The organism is Pseudomonas frederiksbergensis (genome assembly GCF_035751725.1).
Lineage (GTDB): Bacteria > Pseudomonadota > Gammaproteobacteria > Pseudomonadales > Pseudomonadaceae > Aquipseudomonas > Aquipseudomonas frederiksbergensis_A.
Genome location: NZ_CP142104.1, coordinates 5,684,834 through 5,699,888, shown reverse-complemented (window position 1 = coordinate 5,699,888; position 15,055 = coordinate 5,684,834). Strand labels below are relative to the sequence as shown.

Sequence of the window (15,055 nt, the reverse complement as noted above, 5' to 3'; positions counted from 1 at the left end):
GGGCCGCTGGCCGCTGACACTTTCTCTTGAGGACACAGAATTATGAGCGATATCCCTGCCGAACTGCGTTTCGCCGAAAGCCACGAGTGGGCTCGCCTGGAAGCCGACGGTAGCGTCACCGTGGGCATCAGCGACCACGCGCAGGAAGCGTTGGGCGACGTGGTGTTTGTCGAGCTGACTGAAGTCGGTAAGGTTTTTGCTGCGGGCGATCAGGCCGGTGTGGTGGAATCGGTCAAGGCCGCTTCTGACATCTACTCCCCGATTGCCGGAGAAGTGATTGCAGTCAACGAAGAATTGAGTGGTTCGCCAGAGTTGTTGAACTCCGATCCTTACGGGGCTTGGATCTTCAAACTCATGCCAAGCGATGCGTCCGAGCTGGACAAGCTGCTGGACGCTACCGGCTACAAGGCTGCAATCGGCGAATAAGACGGGACAGCCTTGGGTAATCTCCGGGCGAAAAAATGCCGCTCGATCGAGCGGCATTTTTTATTGGCCCGGAATCACTCCTGGGCGACGGCGTTTTTCGCCAGGATCGCGTTGGCCAGTTCCATGTCGGTGGCTTGCAGGCCTGGGTTGTCGGCACGCACTTTCTGCATGGCCGCTTCCAGGTAAGGGCCACGAATGCCGCCGTCACTGGCGACGAAGCTGCCGGCGTCGTCCTGGGCGGCGACGATCAGCTTGTTATCCTTGAAGGTCAGGTAGGTGGAACCGGTGGTCGCACCGGATGAGATGACGTTACGCCAAAACGTGTCGGCCATTGCCGAGCCCACGGGAAGAGAAAGCAAGGCCAGGGTCGCGACAGCAAGTTTGAGACGCATGATAGGTGACTCCACAGGGTTAACTATGATTTTGGATTGCCGTTGCCCCGGTTCAGTTCCATGACACGTCAGTCAGCTTTTTCAATCGTCAACACGGTACCTTCTTGCGCCACTACCCTGACCCTTGTGCCAACAGGCAGATCGGGCCCTTTGGCCAACCAAACGCCATCGGCCACCTTGATCTTGCCGCGCCCATCGACGATCGCCTCATGGACCTGGAATATCTTGCCAATCAGCTCCTGCCCGCGCAGGTTCAGGTGCGGCTGGTCGCTCTGGCGGATAGCGCTGCGCTGGCGTCGCCACCAATACAGGGCTGTCGCGATAGCGAACAGGCCGAACAGCAGGAACTGCACCTCCCACGCCATTTGCGGCAGGACGAAGGTCAACACGCCCACCGCAGCGGCGGCCATGCCAATCCATAACAGGTATCCGCCGGCGCCGAATATTTCCAGGATCAACAGGATGACGCCCAGCGCCAGCCAGTCCCAATAAGACATCTGCTGCAGGAACTCCCACATAGGCACGCCTCAGGCTTTCTTGCTGTCGAAGGTGGCCTTGACGATTTCGCCAATGCCGCCGACCGCTCCGATGACCTGGCTGGCTTCCAGCGGCATCAGGATTACCTTGCTATTGTTGGCCGAGGCTAATTGGCCCAGCGCATCGATGTATTTTTGCGCAACGAAGTAGTTCACGGCCTGGACGTTACCGTCGGCAATCGCCTGGGACACCACCTGGGTGGCGAGGGCTTCGGCCTGCGCCTGGCGCTCGCGGGCCTCGGACTCGAGGAATGCGGCCTGGCGGCTGCCCTCGGCCTCGAGGATCTGTGCCTGTTTCTTGCCCTCGGCGGTGAGGATCGCCGACGCTCGCAAGCCCTCGGCTTCGAGGATCTGGGCACGCTTGATACGTTCGGCTTTCATCTGCCCTGACATGGCGGCCATCAGGTCGGCCGGCGGGCTGATGTCCTTGATCTCGATCCGCGTGATCTTGATGCCCCAAGGTGCCGTGGCCTCATCAACGGTGCGCAGCAATTTCTCGTTGATACCGTCGCGCTGGCTCAACATGGCATCCAGCTCCATGGAACCCAGCACCGTGCGGATGTTGGTTTGCAACAGGTTGCGGATGGCGTGCTCGAGGTTGTTGACCTCGTAGGCGGCCTGGGCCGTATTGACCACCTGGAAAAAGCACACGGCGTCGATCTGCACCGTGGCGTTGTCGGCGGTGATGACTTCCTGGGGTGGGATGTCCAGCACGCTTTCCATGACGTTGATCTTGCGACCGATGCGGTCCATCACCGGGATGATGATGTTCAGGCCCGGCTTGAGCGTATTGGTGTAGCGGCCGAACCGCTCGACCGTCCATTGGTAGCCCTGGGGCACGACCTTGAACCCCATGAACAGGATGGCGACCACGAGGCCGATGAAAAGTAGAAGTACGCTACCGATCTGCATGACGGTTCCCTGTGCGGATTGAATGGACCTGCGAACCCTGAGTGTAGGGCAAGCGGCCATTATCTTCGCTACGGTCCGTTCCGGTATGTTCGTGGGAGTTTTCCGGTCCTTTAGCCGGACCGTGCCTACTTTTGCTCGCTCTGAGGTGTGACCCGCAATACTTCCTCGACAGTGGTCAAGCCCGCCGCCACCTTTTGCGCGCCAGAAAGCCGCAAGCTGCGCATGCCTTCCTTGAACGCCTGGCGGCGCACGGCCAGCAGGTCGGTGTCAGGGTGGATCAGGCCTTTTACGCTGTCGCTCAACTGCATGATCTCGTACACCCCGGCGCGCCCGCGATAACCGGTGTCACGGCATTCCGAGCAACCGACGGCCTGTTGGGCGTTGGTGGGCAGTGGCGCCTGCCAGGGACGTGTCAGGGTTTGCCAGTCGTCTTCGTCCAGGGTCAGGGGCGCCTTGCAATGGGGGCACAACGTCCGCACCAAGCGCTGGGCCATCACCCCGAGTACCGTGGCCTTGATCAGGTAATGCGGCACGCCGAGTTCCAGCAGGCGGCTGATCGCGCTCGGTGCATCATTGGTGTGCAGGGTCGAGAGCACGAGGTGTCCGGTGAGCGCTGCCTGGATCGCCATTTCGGCGGTCTCCAGGTCGCGAATCTCGCCGATCATGATGATGTCCGGGTCCTGTCGCATCAGCGCGCGGACGCCTGCGGCAAAGGACAGCTCGATATTGTGCTGGACCTGCATCTGGTTGAAGGAGGCCTCGACCATTTCAATCGGGTCTTCGATGGTGCAGAGGTTCACTTCCGGCGTCGCCAGTTTCTTCAGCGTGGTGTACAGGGTGGTTGTCTTGCCGGACCCGGTGGGACCCGTGACCAGGATGATGCCGTTGGGCTGGCGAGTCATGTCCTGCCAGCGGCGCAAGTCGTCTGCGGAAAAGCCGAGCTGGTCGAAATCCTTGAGCAGCACTTCCGGGTCGAAGATCCGCATGACCATTTTCTCGCCGAACGCGGTGGGCAAGGTCGACAGTCGCAACTCCACCTCGCCGCCATCCGGGGTCTTGGTCTTGACGCGGCCATCCTGGGGCTTGCGCTTTTCCGCGACGTTCATCCGGCCCAGGCTCTTGAGCCGGCTGATGATGGCCATCGTCACCTGTGGCGGGAATTGGTAGACGGTGTGCAGCACGCCGTCGATGCGAAAGCGCACGGTGCCTTGCTCCCGGCGCGGTTCGATATGGATATCGCTGGCCCGTTGCTGGAACGCGTACTGGAACAGCCAGTCGACGATATTGACGATATGCGCGTCGTTGGCGTCCGGCTCCTGGTCACTGGCGCCCAGGTTGAGCAGTTGTTCGAAATTGGTCAGGTTGCTGGGTTGCTGGTCGACCGTCGTCGCGCCGCTGACCGACTTGGCCAGTCGATAGAACTCCACGCTCAGGCGTTGGATGTCGACGGGGTTGGCCACCACGCGCTTGACCGGCAATTTGAGCACGTGGGTCAGGTCTGATTCCCAACTGCTGACATAGGGCTGGGCGCTGGCGACCGTGACGGCGTCGCGATCCACCGCGACCGCGAGAATCTTGTGGCGCTGTGCAAAGGCGTAGGACATCAACGGCGTAACAGCCGCCACGTTGATCTTCAAAGGGTCGATGCGCATGTAGGGCTGGTCGGCCTGCTGGGCCAGCCATAGCGTCAGGTTCTCCAGGTCCAGGCGCTTGCCGGGGCGGCTGAGGTCGTCGAGATGCTGGTTGGCGATGAATTCCAATGGGTGTAGCTGGCTGTTGGCGTTATGGCGCCGGCGGGCATTGAGCGCAGTCTCGGCCGAATCCTGGCTGATGAGGCCTTGGGTGACCAATTGGCGCAGCAGGTCGTTGAGGTCCAGCCAGCGGTCCTGAGTGGCGTGTTTGGTGGACATGGGCGTTCGGGTTCCTATTGGACTAATGCAGCAAAGCCGCGATACAGACGCTTCGGCGTCCTGGCTCGTTCTGCAAAAGAATAGTCCCGACCCTATGGACCGTTGGGCCACTACCCGACCAATGCGTTTCCAATTCTTGCCTGGATGCTCTCAACCGGCCGCCAGGACCGGCCCGGCCCGCGCAATATCGGCGTCCTGCAAGTCCACCGAACAGACGCTGATTAGGTTACGCAATTTTTCGGCGATCACTTGCGCGCGGTGCCAGCTCAGCCCGGCCAAGAGGATCTCTATCGACAGCAGATCGTCGAGGCGCTCGATCCGCGCCGTTTCCAGCGTGAGGCCTTGCAAGGCAAACAGATTGAGCACCCGGCAGGGCAGGTCCGGCTCGGCTTCCCCGAGCAAATGATAGTGAGCGCGACAATGGGTGTTGGCGGTGTGCCAGGCGTCGGCACGAAGCACTGGTGTGCTGACGGATTCCAATGAGGGCATGGGGAAGTCTCCAGAAGTTCGGGAGAAATCTTTACATGGGCGTCGGGGTATTTCTTATCTAAGATGGGCTGATTGAGCGGATTAGCCGAATTGAATTAATCGTATATTGATCTATCTGGGGTTTATTTATGCAAAGCGAGCTGGACGCTTATGACCGCAGGATACTGGCCTTGCTGCAGGAAGACGCTTCGCTTTCCAGTGCGCAGATCGCCGAGCAGGTAGGTCTGTCCCAATCGCCTTGCTGGCGTCGGATTCAGCGGATGAAGGAGGAGGGGATCATTCGCGGGCAAGTGACGCTGCTGGATCGCAAGAAAATCGGCCTCAACACGCAGATATTCGCCGAAATAAAGCTCAATGCTCACGGACGCTCGAATTTCACCGAATTCACCGAGGCGATCCGCGGCTTCCCTGAGGTGCTGGAATGCTACGTGCTGATGGGGTCGGTGGATTTCTTGCTGCGCATTGTCACGGCGGACATCGAGGCCTACGAGCGCTTCTTTTTCGAGAAGCTGTCGATGGTGCCGGGGATCCAGGAAGTGAACTCGATCGTGGCGCTGTCGGAAATCAAGTCCACGACGAGTTTGCCGGTGGTGCGCTGAAGCTTCTGCAGGTGTGCGGGCTGGCCCCATCGTCGGATCGCCGTCCGAAGCAAGCTCGCTCTTACAGTTGAATTTCAGCGGTCACAAAATCTGACTCTAACGCTGAACCCCTGTGTGCGAGCCTGCTCGCGAAGCGGTGTTACAGGCGCAGCAAAGTCTTCCAGGCCCGGTTCTGATACACCGCGATCGCCTGTTGCTTGCGCGCATCCAGAAGCTCGTCGGTGATCGGTTCGTTGGCCAATTGCGCCAGCTTGTTCAATTCGCCGTAGAGCCGGTCCATCTCAGCAATTTCCAGCACTTGGCGGGCATGATGCAGCCAGGCCTGGATGCGTTCGATGCGCGGCAATTGCTCGGCCAGGTCTTCTGGCTGCTGCTGGTAACGTTGCAGTTGCAAGGACGAAGCTTCTTCGCTCAACAGGCGTGGCAACCAGCTGCCCAGTTGCGCCGCGCCCTGGCGGTTGCCACGGGTGTTGCGCTCGGCGGCCCAGCTGCGGGCCAGCAGCCAGCGTGACGCTTGGAGGGAGAAGAGGCCCCAGCGCGGGTCTTGCAGTTCTTCGAGGAACTGCTCCGGTGCCGCCTTGCGCACGTCTTCGTCTTCGAGGCCGGCCTGGACCAGCGGACGCCAGTCTTCCAGCAGCGCGTCCAGGGCAACCCGCAGGTCGTGGGTGGATTGGCGCGGCGCGGCCTGGCCGAGGCTGCTGAGCAATGCACGCAGTTCGGCGAGGTTTTCGACCCAGTCCTGCAGCAGGCGCCAGTGGCCGTTGAAGCGATATTGCTCGGCCAGGCGCTGGCTGCTGCCCAGCAAATGCCAGCTCAGCGCCGCGAAGGCATCGTCCAGCGGTGTTTCGGCGCTCAGTTGCGGAGCTGGCAGGCTCAGGGCGTAGCTGCCCGCGTCATGCAGGCGATAGCCGCGTTCGGCCTTGCTGATATCACAAGGCATCAAGGGCAAGGTCGCGGCCAGCTCGGCGGCCAGCTCCAGCAGTGCGGCAGGTTCGCCTTCACGCAGTTCCAGCTCCAGCTCGCAGATTTCTTCCTTCTGCTTGCCGACCACGACGTGGCCCAGGTCCAGCGCGGCTTCGATGACCACTTTGCTTTTGCCACGGCCCCAGGCGATTTCGGCGCGTTCACGAACGAAGTCGGTGGTGAAGATCGCCTTGAGGGTCTTTTTATCCAGGTCTGCCAGCGCCTCGGGCCAGCACTCGCCCTCGAGTTTCTTCAGGTCCAGCTTGGCCTTGGGCAGGTTCCAGTCGTATTCGTTGCGCTCGGACAGACCGGCGACGCTCTGGCCGCGCGTCTTGAGGGTCTGGATCACCTCTTCGCCGTCGCGACGCAGGCGCAGGGCGACTTTGGCCCGGGCCAGGTCACGTTCCGGCGTGTCGAAGTACTGGTTCATCAGTTCGTGGCGTTCCCAGCCACTCTTGTTGCGTTTTTTCAACAGCGGATGCTCACGCAACGCTGCCAGGGTCTCGCGGCTGACGCGGAGTTTGATTTCGGTTTCTTTCTGCATGGCCGGAAAATCCAGGGATCGGGTGCGCAGCCGGGGGAAGGTGTGGCTGCCAAGGCCGTGCAGTGTACAGGACTCCTCGAGCCTACGCGCCGAACGGTTCCATCCTTGCGCTCGATGGCTCTATGATGGACTTCAATCTGCAAGTCCGGAGCCAGCGATGCCTTTGCCGTCCATGAAAGATCAATTCGCTGCCCTGATCGCTGCGCCATCGGTCAGTTGCACCCAGGCGACGCTGGACCAGTCCAATGGCGCCGTTATCGAGCTGCTGGCGGGCTGGCTCACCGAGCTTGGGTTTTCCTGTGACATCCAACAGGTCAGCCCCGGCAAGTTCAATCTACTGGCGAGTTTCGGCACGGGCCCCGGCGGGCTGGTGCTGGCTGGCCACAGTGACACGGTGCCGTTCGACGGCGCGTTGTGGCAGACCGATCCGCTGAAACTCACCGAGGTCGATGGGCGATGGGTGGGCCTGGGCAGTTGCGACATGAAAGGTTTTTTTGCCCTGGCGATCGAAGCGGTCAAGCCGCTGCTGGACCAACCGTTCAAGCAACCGTTGCTGATCCTCGCCACGTGCGATGAAGAAAGCTCCATGGCCGGCGCCCGCGCCCTGGCCGATGCCGGCCGGCCATTGGGCCGCGCTGCGGTGATCGGCGAGCCCACCGGCCTGCGGCCGATTCGCCTGCACAAGGGCGTGATGATGGAGCGCATCGATATTCTCGGGCGCAGCGGCCACTCATCCGACCCAAGCCTGGGCCACAGCGCCCTCGAAGCCATGCACGACGCCATGGGTGAGCTGCGCGGCTTGCGGTTGCAATGGCAGCGTGAATTCCGTAATCCGCAATTTACCGTGCCGCAACCGACGCTGAATTTCGGCTGCATCCACGGCGGTGACAATCCCAACCGGATCTGTGGCCAATGCTCCATGGAATTCGACTTGCGCCCCTTGCCAGGCATGGACCCGCAGGTGCTGCGGGCAGCGATCCAGCAGAAGCTCGACCCCATCGCCGAACGCCACAAGGTCAAGATCGACTACGCGCCGTTGTTTCCCGAGGTGCCCCCGTTCGAGCAGGCCGAGGATGCCGAATTGGTGCGCGTGGCCGAGCGGCTGACGGGTTATCGCGCCGAAGCAGTGGCGTTCGGCACCGAAGCGCCTTATCTTCAGCGCCTTGGCTGCGAAACCCTGGTGCTGGGTCCTGGTGATATCGCCTGCGCCCATCAGCCCGGCGAGTACCTTGAAATGTCACGTTTGCAACCTACCGTGCAATTGCTGCGTCAGTTGATCGGTCATTACTGCCTGACGCCGGCCACGGCCGGTTAAATTGCCCCCGTGCGGGCCCGTATTCATCACATGAGGAGAGCGCGCGTGTCGCCAAGCCTGTTCCGACGATAACCACCAGCCCGCTGTGCGTTCTGTTTCGTCTTTTTTCGGCTGTTATTTATTACAGGTCCAGGTTCATGCCCGAATACGTCAATTGGCTTCGTCACGCTTCGCCTTATATCAATGCCCACCGCGACTGCACCTTCATCGTCATGCTGCCCGGCGATGGGGTGGAACACCCTAATTTCGGCAACATCGTCCACGACCTGGTGCTGCTGCACAGTCTTGGCGTGCGCCTGGTGCTGGTCCATGGTTCGCGCCCGCAGATTGAAACCCGTCTTGCTGCCCGTGGCCTGACGCCCCATTACCACCACGGCATGCGCATCACCGATGCCGCGACGCTGGAATGCGTGATCGACGCGGTCGGCCAGTTGCGCATCGCTATCGAGGCGCGCCTTTCCATGGACATGGCGTCATCGCCGATGCAAGGCTCGCGGTTGCGGGTCGCCAGCGGCAACCTGGTCACCGCCCGGCCGATCGGCGTGCTTGAAGGCGTGGATTATCACCACACCGGCGAGGTGCGCCGGGTCGACCGCAAAGGCATCAATCGCCTGTTGGACGAGCGCTCCATCGTCTTGCTGTCACCGTTGGGCTATTCGCCCACGGGGGAGATCTTCAACCTGGCCTGCGAAGACGTCGCCACTCGTGCGGCCATTGACCTGGCAGCGGACAAATTGCTGCTGTTCGGCGCCGAGCAAGGCCTGATCGGCGAAGATGGGCGACTGGTTCGCGAGTTGCGTCCGCAACAGGTCCCGGCCCACATGCAGCGTCTGGGCAGCGACTATCAAGCCGAACTGCTGGATGCGGCGGCCCAGGCCTGCCGTGGCGGTGTCGCGCGCAGCCACATCGTCAGCTATGCCGAGAATGGCGCGCTGCTGGCCGAATTGTTCACCCGTGACGGCAGCGGCACGCTGGTAGCACAGGAGCAGTTCGAGGTGGTGCGTGAGGCGGCGATCGAAGACGTCGGCGGATTGCTGGACCTGATCAGCCCGTTGGAAGAGCAGGGCATCCTGGTGCGTCGTTCCCGCGAGGTGCTGGAGCGCGAGATCGAACAGTTCAGCGTGGTCGAGCGTGAAGGCATGATCATCGCTTGCGCGGCGCTGTACCAGATCGCCGATTCGGATGCCGGTGAGCTGGCCTGCCTGGCGGTGAATCCGGAGTACCGCCACGGTGGCCGGGGCGATGAGTTGCTGGAGCGGATCGAAACCCGGGCCCGTGCCCAAGGGCTCAAGACGCTGTTCGTGCTGACGACGCGGACCGCCCACTGGTTCCGTGAGCGGGGCTTCGAGCCCAGCAGTGTCGAGCGCCTGCCTGCGGCCCGGGCGTCGCTCTACAACTATCAGCGCAATTCGAAGATCTTCGAAAAGTCCCTTTAGGCGGCCCCGCTTTACCGCGATCTTGATTTCAGACAATGAGCAGCTAGTCTGGAACCGGTCAAGATCGCGGCATACGCGAGCGGCCGTGAACAGGATCGAAGGCGCAGGAGGCGCGCAAACTCATTTCGTCGCCCGGCATCACGGGGTCTGGTAAATCCCTGGCGAAATGACCGTTCAGTAATCCTCTGCGTCGCCGATAAGGCATGTCACGGCTTGATGAAGCGGTGATGGCACTCTTATGTCAAACTGCGCTGAAAACTGTTGAAACAATTCTATTTGGATTTATACAAAATCCTTTATTCTTCGGGCCGGTGTCGCGGGGTTAGACCTTCGTCGTAGTCCGAAAGGGTTACGGTTGACTTGCCGGTCACGGTCTGGCGCTAATCGCGCATCCGCGGATTCCGGGCGTTCGAACCGGAACCAAAGACACACAAGAATTAGAAAACGAGAGGAGCGATACATGAAGAAGTCCACCTTGGCCATGGCAGTGGCCCTTGGGGTATTGGCGCAGCAGGCAGGCGCCGCTGGTTTTATTGAAGACAGCAAGGCGTCTGTTAGTTCTCGTACGTTGTATTTCAATAACGACAACCATGAAACGGGCAGCGAGGATCTGCGCGAAACGGGCACCGGCCTCAAGTTCGACTACAAGTCTGGCTTCACGCAAGGTACCGTTGGTTTCGGTATCGACGCCCAGGCACTGGTGGGGATCCGTCTCGATGGCGGCCGGGGCCGTAACGCTGGTTCCTACATGCCTGCTGACACGAATGGCTCGGCGGTGCATGAGTGGAGCCGTTTGTCCGGTAACGTGAAGGCATTGTTCTCCAAGACCGAAGCTCACCTCGGTGGTGCGCTGGCGCCTAACCTGCCGATCCTGGTTGCCAACGACAGCCGTTTGCTGCCACAGACCTTTGAAGGTGGCACCATCACCTCCAAGGATCTCGACAACGTCACTTTCAACGCGGGCCAGTTGGAACACGCCACAGGTCGGGCATCGAGCAACAGCACTGGTCTGGCGGTCGCGGGCGGTACCGAGGAAAGCAACCAGTTCCGTTACGCAGGTGCTGACTGGAAGGTCACCAAAGACCTGACGCTGCAGTACTACTACGCCAACCTGCAGGATTACTACAAGCAGCATTTCCTGGGCGCGGTACACGTTTTCCCGATCAGCGAAGGCCAATCGTTCAAGACTGATCTGCGTTACTTCGACAGCAGCTCGGATGGCCGCAACGGCGACGCGGGCTATCGCTTTAACAACAACAATGGCTATGCCAAGACCCCGGGCGAGGTCGATAACAAGACCTGGAGCGCCATGTTCACCTACACCCTGGGTGGCAGTGCTTTCTTGCTGGGTCATCAACAAGTCGGCGATGACGGTGGCTTTGTCTACCTGAACCAGGGCAACGTGGTTGACAGCAACGGCCGTCCTGAAGGTGCTGGTGGTGCAAGCTTCTACCTGTTCACCGATAGCATGATCAACGGGTTTGTCCGTGCCGGTGAAAACACCACCTTCGGTCAATACTCCTACGACTTCGCTTCCTTGGGCGTTCCAGGCCTGAAGGCTGCCGTTTCCTACCTGCGTGGTGACGACGTCAAAACAGCCTCCGGCACGAGCGAATACTCCGAGTGGGAACGTGACATGCGTGTCGACTACGTCATCCAGCAGGGCGCTTTGAAAGGCTTCGGTACCACCGTGCGTCACGGTAGCTACCGCAGCAGCGGTGTGGGTGATGACCAGGACCAGACTCGCGTAATCTTCAACTACACCTACAACTTCATGTAAGGCGTAGCGAAGTAAAAAAGCCCCGCCCGGCATCACGCCGGGCGGGGCTTTTGCGTTTTTGGCTCAACGAGCCGGATACGGCTTTATCCCTTGGCCTTCGTCGCATCCTTACGCAGAATGAAGCCGCTGAACGCCAGAAAGTCATCCAAGTGCCCGGTAATGATCGCCACCAGGATCGGCAATTGCAGGGCTTGATAGTCATGCACGGCGATATTCCTGAACCCCACCATGTTCTTCAGGTTTTTCACCAACCCTTCTTCGATCCAGCCGCCTTGAAAAAGCAGCTCGAAGGTATCGCGGGCACTTTGCGGGATACCCAGTCGTTCACGGCGAATCAAATGCTGTCCCATATCCAGCGCCGCTTCACAGGCACGCTGAATGTTCAGGACGGCCGAATCCTGGCGAGTGAAATCCGTAGCAAAAGTAGCGGGGTTCTTCTCGTATTCCTCTCGCACTCTCGCAACGCAACGTTCGATGCTCGCGGCTTTGTTGATCAGTACGTCATCGGCCATATACGCTGCCTTCTTCCTGGATAACCTTGAGCAATCCCGCCCGAGCCTCATCGAGCGCGGTCTTCTCGCTGAGAATGAAGCATTCGAACAATCCCGCCTGTACGTCTTTGGCCCAGAGTCGCTGGCCAAGGGTCACGATTTGGTATTGCATCACAGTGGTTGCCGCCCGTAGATCAATCAGATCCACCGGACTGCCAGCAATTTCCGCCAGGTCCCCCGAAAGCTGCCATAGGGACACTGGATCGATCTCGCCGGACAAAAGCACAGCCAGGTCGACATCGCTGTCAGGCCCGGCATCGCCCTGTGCATGGCTGCCGAACAGGTATACCGCCAGCAGGTCAGGCAAACGGTTTTGCAGATGAGTCAACAAAGCTTGAGTGTTCATGCCGCCTATCCTAGCCGCTCGTTCTGAAATCGCATCAAGAATTTCCGTATCGTAGACACAAGACAAAAAAAGCCCCGCCCGGCATCACGCCGGGCGGGGCTTTCGCGTTTCGGTTCGGCCCACCCCTGTAGCCTTCCCCGAAACCCTCCTCTTTTCAGCAACTCGAGGCCTTCTCGAAACCTCGGGAATGATCTTGGGCCGGTATGCGTTACGGCACCAGTGAACAGTTTTTTATATTTCTTAATGATCTAGATAAATGGGTATTCATTCTTTTTAAAGCAATGAAAACCGGTGCACAGTTTGGGCTCATGAAACCACCCAGGAGCCGCACCATGAGCCTCAGACTCGGCGACATCGCCCCCGATTTCGAACAGGATTCCAGCGCCGGCAAGATTCGCTTCCATGAATGGCTCGGCGACAGCTGGGGCGTGCTGTTCTCCCACCCGGCGGACTTCACGCCGGTGTGCACCACTGAACTGGGCCTCACCGCCAAGCTCAAGGACGAATTCGCCAAGCGCGGCGTCAAGGCCATCGCTCTGTCGGTAGACCCGGTGGATTCGCACCACAAGTGGATCGAAGACATCAACGAAACCCAGAATGCCATCGTGAACTTCCCGATCCTGGCTGACGCCGACCGCAAGGTTTCGGACCTGTACGACCTGATTCACCCCAACGCCAGCGATACCTTGACCGTGCGCTCATTATTCGTGATCGACCCGAACAAGAAGATCCGCCTGACGATCACCTACCCGGCGAGCACTGGCCGCAATTTCAACGAAATCCTGCGGGTGATCGATTCCCTGCAACTGACCGACAACTACAAAGTCGCCACCCCGGCCAACTGGCAGGACGGTGATGAAGTGGTGATCGTGCCGTCGCTCAAGGATGAAGAAGAACTCAAGCAGCGCTTTCCCAAGGGCTATCGCGCGGTGAAGCCGTACTTGCGCCTTACGCCGCAGCCCAATCGCTGACACCGAGTCCGAGTTGACTGGATCCTGTGGGGGCATCAAGGATTTGGCCGTTTCGACGGCCTTTCTTATTGCGACTGGAAAAGACAATTGGTTATCTCTTAAAGGAATAACCAAATGAATAAATATGATTTAAAGATATATGCTGGCGCTGTTATGGTTTGCTCCATCCAGCGAGATCGCCCATCGCGAATCGCACGTGACTTTTAAGGAATGGTTGGCATGTTGGTTGTCTCGCTCGGCGGCAGTCCCAGCCAGCGCTCCCGTTCTGGAGTGCTGTTGGAGCGCTCGCAACGTTGGTTACAACAGCAAGGTGTAGAAGTGGTGAGTTATCAGGTACGTGATTTCCCTGCAGAGGATCTGCTCCATGCCCGCTTCGACAGTCCCAAAGTGATTGACCTGCTGGCCCAGATTGAAAATGCCGACGGCCTGCTCATCGCCACGCCAGTGTACAAGGCGTCTTTTTCCGGTGCGCTGAAGACCGTACTCGATCTGCTGCCGGAACGGGCCCTGGCCCACAAAGTGGTGTTGCCGATGGCAACCGGCGGCAGCATCGCCCACATGCTGGCGGTAGATTATGCCCTCAAGCCCGTGCTGTCGGCACTCAAGGCCCAGGAAATGCTCCATGGGATTTTTGCCGAAGACAGCCAGATCGCCTATGGCGAAGGCAGTGCCCAGGCGCAATTGACGCCTACCTTGCAGCAGCGCCTGGACGAAGCGCTTGAACAGTTCTACAGCGCCATGGCCCGTCGGCCCAGGCCGCTCGACCCCAGCGCATTGAACGAACGTCTGTTGAGTGCTCGCTGGAGCATTTGACCGCTACATCCCTGCTTCAACTCCACCTTACTCAGCCGTCAACGGCCAAGCAGGTGCAGCCAAAACCCCACAGCAAAAAGGAGAGGCGCCATGCGCACTGTCATTTTGCGTCGCGGGCTGGTCGCTCTGTTTGCTGCGGCTGTGTCCCTCGGCGTCATTACCCAGACTCAAGCCGAAACCTTGCGGATCGGCTATCAGAAGTACGGCACGCTGGTGCTGCTCAAGGCCAAGGGGACGTTGGAGAAACGCCTCGCCGCCCAGGGCGTCGACGTGCAATGGACCGAATTTCCCGGCGGCCCCCAGCTTCTGGAAGGCTTGAATGTCGGTTCCATCGATTTTGGCGTCACCGGTGAAACTCCACCGGTGTTTGCCCAGGCGGCCGGCGCGGACTTGCTCTATGTCGCCTACGAACCGCCAGCCCCCCACAGTGAGGCGATCCTGGTGCCCAAGGGCTCGTCGATCCAGTCGGTGCAGGACCTCAAGGGCAAGAAGGTCGTGTTGAACAAAGGCTCCAATGTCCATTACCTGCTGGTACGGGCACTGGAAGATGCCGGCCTTGAATATTCCGAGATCCAGACGGTTTTCCTGCCGCCAGCCGACGCCCGCGCCGCGTTCGAGCGCGGCAGCGTGGACGCCTGGGTGATCTGGGATCCGTACCAGGCCGCGGCTGAACAGCAATTGCAGGCCCGCACCTTGCGGGACGGCAAAGGCATCGTCGACAACCATCAGTTCTACCTCGCGACCAAACCCTACGCGCAGAAAAATCCACAGGTGATCACGGCCCTGGTGGAAGAAGTGCGGGCGGTGGGCGAATGGTCCAAGGCCAACCCTGAAGACGTGACCCAACAGGTATCGCCGCTGCTTGGCCTGCCGGCGGACATCACCCTGACGTCTGTGAAACGCCAAGGCTACGGGGCGTTGTTCCTCACGCCGGAGGTGGTGGCGGCGCAGCAGAAAATCGCCGACAGCTTCTACCAGCTCAAGTTGATTCCCAAGCCCTTGAACATCAAGGACGTGATCTGGACGCCGTCGGCGGCCGTTGCGAACGCGCAGTAATTCGATCCCTTAGGAG

General features: G+C 60.0%; 16 protein-coding genes. 8 read left to right on the top strand and 8 right to left on the bottom strand.

All coding sequences use genetic code 11. The features are described 5' to 3' along the window. The first annotated feature begins 42 nt into the window (after positions 1 to 42). A complete protein-coding gene (gene gcvH, locus VQ575_RS25735; protein ID WP_039590299.1) occupies positions 43 to 426 on the top strand; it encodes a glycine cleavage system protein GcvH in 384 nt (127 codons plus the stop codon). Positions 427 to 500: 74 nt separating this feature from the next. Here gcvH and VQ575_RS25730 read toward each other — a convergent pair whose 3' ends face one another. From VQ575_RS25730 to VQ575_RS25710, 5 genes are all read right to left on the bottom strand, one after another. Further along, positions 501 to 821: a DUF2388 domain-containing protein gene (locus VQ575_RS25730; RefSeq protein WP_186707601.1), complete on the bottom strand. Its 321-nt coding sequence runs from the start codon at positions 819 to 821 to the stop codon at positions 501 to 503. A gap of 65 nt (positions 822 to 886) precedes the next feature. After that, the gene (locus VQ575_RS25725) at positions 887 to 1,336 is read right to left on the bottom strand and encodes an NfeD family protein (protein ID WP_039590303.1); all 450 of its coding nucleotides are present in this window, start codon (positions 1,334 to 1,336) and stop codon (positions 887 to 889) included. Positions 1,337 to 1,345: 9 nt separating this feature from the next. Next, the gene (locus tag VQ575_RS25720; RefSeq protein WP_039590305.1) at positions 1,346 to 2,266 is read right to left on the bottom strand and encodes an SPFH domain-containing protein; all 921 of its coding nucleotides are present in this window, start codon (positions 2,264 to 2,266) and stop codon (positions 1,346 to 1,348) included. A gap of 125 nt (positions 2,267 to 2,391) precedes the next feature. Beyond that, positions 2,392 to 4,176: a GspE/PulE family protein gene (locus VQ575_RS25715; RefSeq protein WP_039590307.1), complete on the bottom strand. Its 1,785-nt coding sequence runs from the start codon at positions 4,174 to 4,176 to the stop codon at positions 2,392 to 2,394. A 150-nt stretch (positions 4,177 to 4,326) separates the two neighbouring features. Next, positions 4,327 to 4,665, bottom strand: coding sequence for a hypothetical protein (locus tag VQ575_RS25710; RefSeq protein WP_039590308.1), 339 nt, complete (start codon positions 4,663 to 4,665; stop codon positions 4,327 to 4,329). Between the two features lie 128 nt (positions 4,666 to 4,793). On the opposite strand from VQ575_RS25710, the gene VQ575_RS25705 reads away from it, so the two are divergent. Next, positions 4,794 to 5,264 (top strand): Lrp/AsnC family transcriptional regulator, encoded by a 471-nt coding sequence (locus tag VQ575_RS25705; RefSeq protein WP_045157258.1) that lies wholly within the window; start codon positions 4,794 to 4,796, stop codon positions 5,262 to 5,264. A 139-nt stretch (positions 5,265 to 5,403) separates the two neighbouring features. Here the strand turns inward: VQ575_RS25705 and VQ575_RS25700 are convergent, their stop codons facing one another. Then, entirely contained in the window at positions 5,404 to 6,771 is a 1,368-nt protein-coding gene (locus tag VQ575_RS25700) for a CYTH domain-containing protein (RefSeq protein ID WP_325918688.1), read from the bottom strand. Between the two features lie 157 nt (positions 6,772 to 6,928). Between VQ575_RS25700 and argE the strand changes: the two genes are divergently transcribed. The 3 genes from argE to VQ575_RS25685 all read left to right on the top strand — a co-directional run bounded on the left by argE (position 6,929) and on the right by VQ575_RS25685 (position 11,302). Next, a complete protein-coding gene (gene argE, locus VQ575_RS25695) occupies positions 6,929 to 8,086 on the top strand; it encodes an acetylornithine deacetylase (protein ID WP_198724583.1) in 1,158 nt (385 codons plus the stop codon). Positions 8,087 to 8,223: 137 nt separating this feature from the next. Then, positions 8,224 to 9,522, top strand: a complete 1,299-nt coding sequence (gene argA / locus VQ575_RS25690) for an amino-acid N-acetyltransferase (protein ID WP_045157255.1) — start codon at positions 8,224 to 8,226, stop codon at positions 9,520 to 9,522. A 460-nt stretch (positions 9,523 to 9,982) separates the two neighbouring features. Then, entirely contained in the window at positions 9,983 to 11,302 is a 1,320-nt protein-coding gene (locus tag VQ575_RS25685) for an OprD family outer membrane porin (protein WP_039590315.1), read from the top strand. Between the two features lie 83 nt (positions 11,303 to 11,385). On the opposite strand, the gene hepT is transcribed toward VQ575_RS25685, so the two are convergent. Next, positions 11,386 to 11,814: a type VII toxin-antitoxin system HepT family RNase toxin gene (hepT, locus tag VQ575_RS25680; protein ID WP_045157253.1), complete on the bottom strand. Its 429-nt coding sequence runs from the start codon at positions 11,812 to 11,814 to the stop codon at positions 11,386 to 11,388. Continuing rightward, positions 11,804 to 12,199, bottom strand: coding sequence for a type VII toxin-antitoxin system MntA family adenylyltransferase antitoxin (gene mntA, locus VQ575_RS25675; RefSeq protein WP_045157252.1), 396 nt, complete (start codon positions 12,197 to 12,199; stop codon positions 11,804 to 11,806). The genes hepT and mntA overlap by 11 nt, the downstream gene beginning before the upstream one ends. A 332-nt stretch (positions 12,200 to 12,531) precedes the next feature. On the opposite strand from mntA, the gene VQ575_RS25670 reads away from it, so the two are divergent. From VQ575_RS25670 to VQ575_RS25660, 3 genes are all read left to right on the top strand, one after another. Then, on the top strand, positions 12,532 to 13,170 hold the full coding sequence (locus VQ575_RS25670) for a peroxiredoxin (RefSeq protein ID WP_325918686.1): 639 nt from the start codon (positions 12,532 to 12,534) through the stop codon (positions 13,168 to 13,170). 219 nt (positions 13,171 to 13,389) lie between these two features. Beyond that, positions 13,390 to 13,983, top strand: a complete 594-nt coding sequence (gene ssuE, locus VQ575_RS25665; protein ID WP_325918685.1) for an NADPH-dependent FMN reductase — start codon at positions 13,390 to 13,392, stop codon at positions 13,981 to 13,983. Positions 13,984 to 14,073: 90 nt separating this feature from the next. Continuing rightward, positions 14,074 to 15,039: a sulfonate ABC transporter substrate-binding protein gene (locus VQ575_RS25660; protein ID WP_325918684.1), complete on the top strand. Its 966-nt coding sequence runs from the start codon at positions 14,074 to 14,076 to the stop codon at positions 15,037 to 15,039. Positions 15,040 to 15,055: the final 16 nt, after the last annotated feature.

Coding starts and splice junctions, on each gene's coding strand:
- gcvH (WP_039590299.1), top strand. CDS start 43: ATGAGCGATATCCCTGCCGAACTGCGTTTCGCCGAAAGCCACGAGTGG.
- VQ575_RS25725 (WP_039590303.1), bottom strand. CDS start 1,336: ATGTGGGAGTTCCTGCAGCAGATGTCTTATTGGGACTGGCTGGCGCTG.
- VQ575_RS25720 (WP_039590305.1), bottom strand. CDS start 2,266: ATGCAGATCGGTAGCGTACTTCTACTTTTCATCGGCCTCGTGGTCGCC.
- VQ575_RS25715 (WP_039590307.1), bottom strand. CDS start 4,176: ATGTCCACCAAACACGCCACTCAGGACCGCTGGCTGGACCTCAACGAC.
- VQ575_RS25710 (WP_039590308.1), bottom strand. CDS start 4,665: ATGCCCTCATTGGAATCCGTCAGCACACCAGTGCTTCGTGCCGACGCC.
- VQ575_RS25705 (WP_045157258.1), top strand. CDS start 4,794: ATGCAAAGCGAGCTGGACGCTTATGACCGCAGGATACTGGCCTTGCTG.
- VQ575_RS25700 (WP_325918688.1), bottom strand. CDS start 6,771: ATGCAGAAAGAAACCGAAATCAAACTCCGCGTCAGCCGCGAGACCCTG.
- argE (WP_198724583.1), top strand. CDS start 6,929: ATGCCTTTGCCGTCCATGAAAGATCAATTCGCTGCCCTGATCGCTGCG.
- argA (WP_045157255.1), top strand. CDS start 8,224: ATGCCCGAATACGTCAATTGGCTTCGTCACGCTTCGCCTTATATCAAT.
- VQ575_RS25685 (WP_039590315.1), top strand. CDS start 9,983: ATGAAGAAGTCCACCTTGGCCATGGCAGTGGCCCTTGGGGTATTGGCG.
- hepT (WP_045157253.1), bottom strand. CDS start 11,814: ATGGCCGATGACGTACTGATCAACAAAGCCGCGAGCATCGAACGTTGC.
- mntA (WP_045157252.1), bottom strand. CDS start 12,199: ATGAACACTCAAGCTTTGTTGACTCATCTGCAAAACCGTTTGCCTGAC.
- VQ575_RS25670 (WP_325918686.1), top strand. CDS start 12,532: ATGAGCCTCAGACTCGGCGACATCGCCCCCGATTTCGAACAGGATTCC.
- ssuE (WP_325918685.1), top strand. CDS start 13,390: ATGTTGGTTGTCTCGCTCGGCGGCAGTCCCAGCCAGCGCTCCCGTTCT.
- VQ575_RS25660 (WP_325918684.1), top strand. CDS start 14,074: ATGCGCACTGTCATTTTGCGTCGCGGGCTGGTCGCTCTGTTTGCTGCG.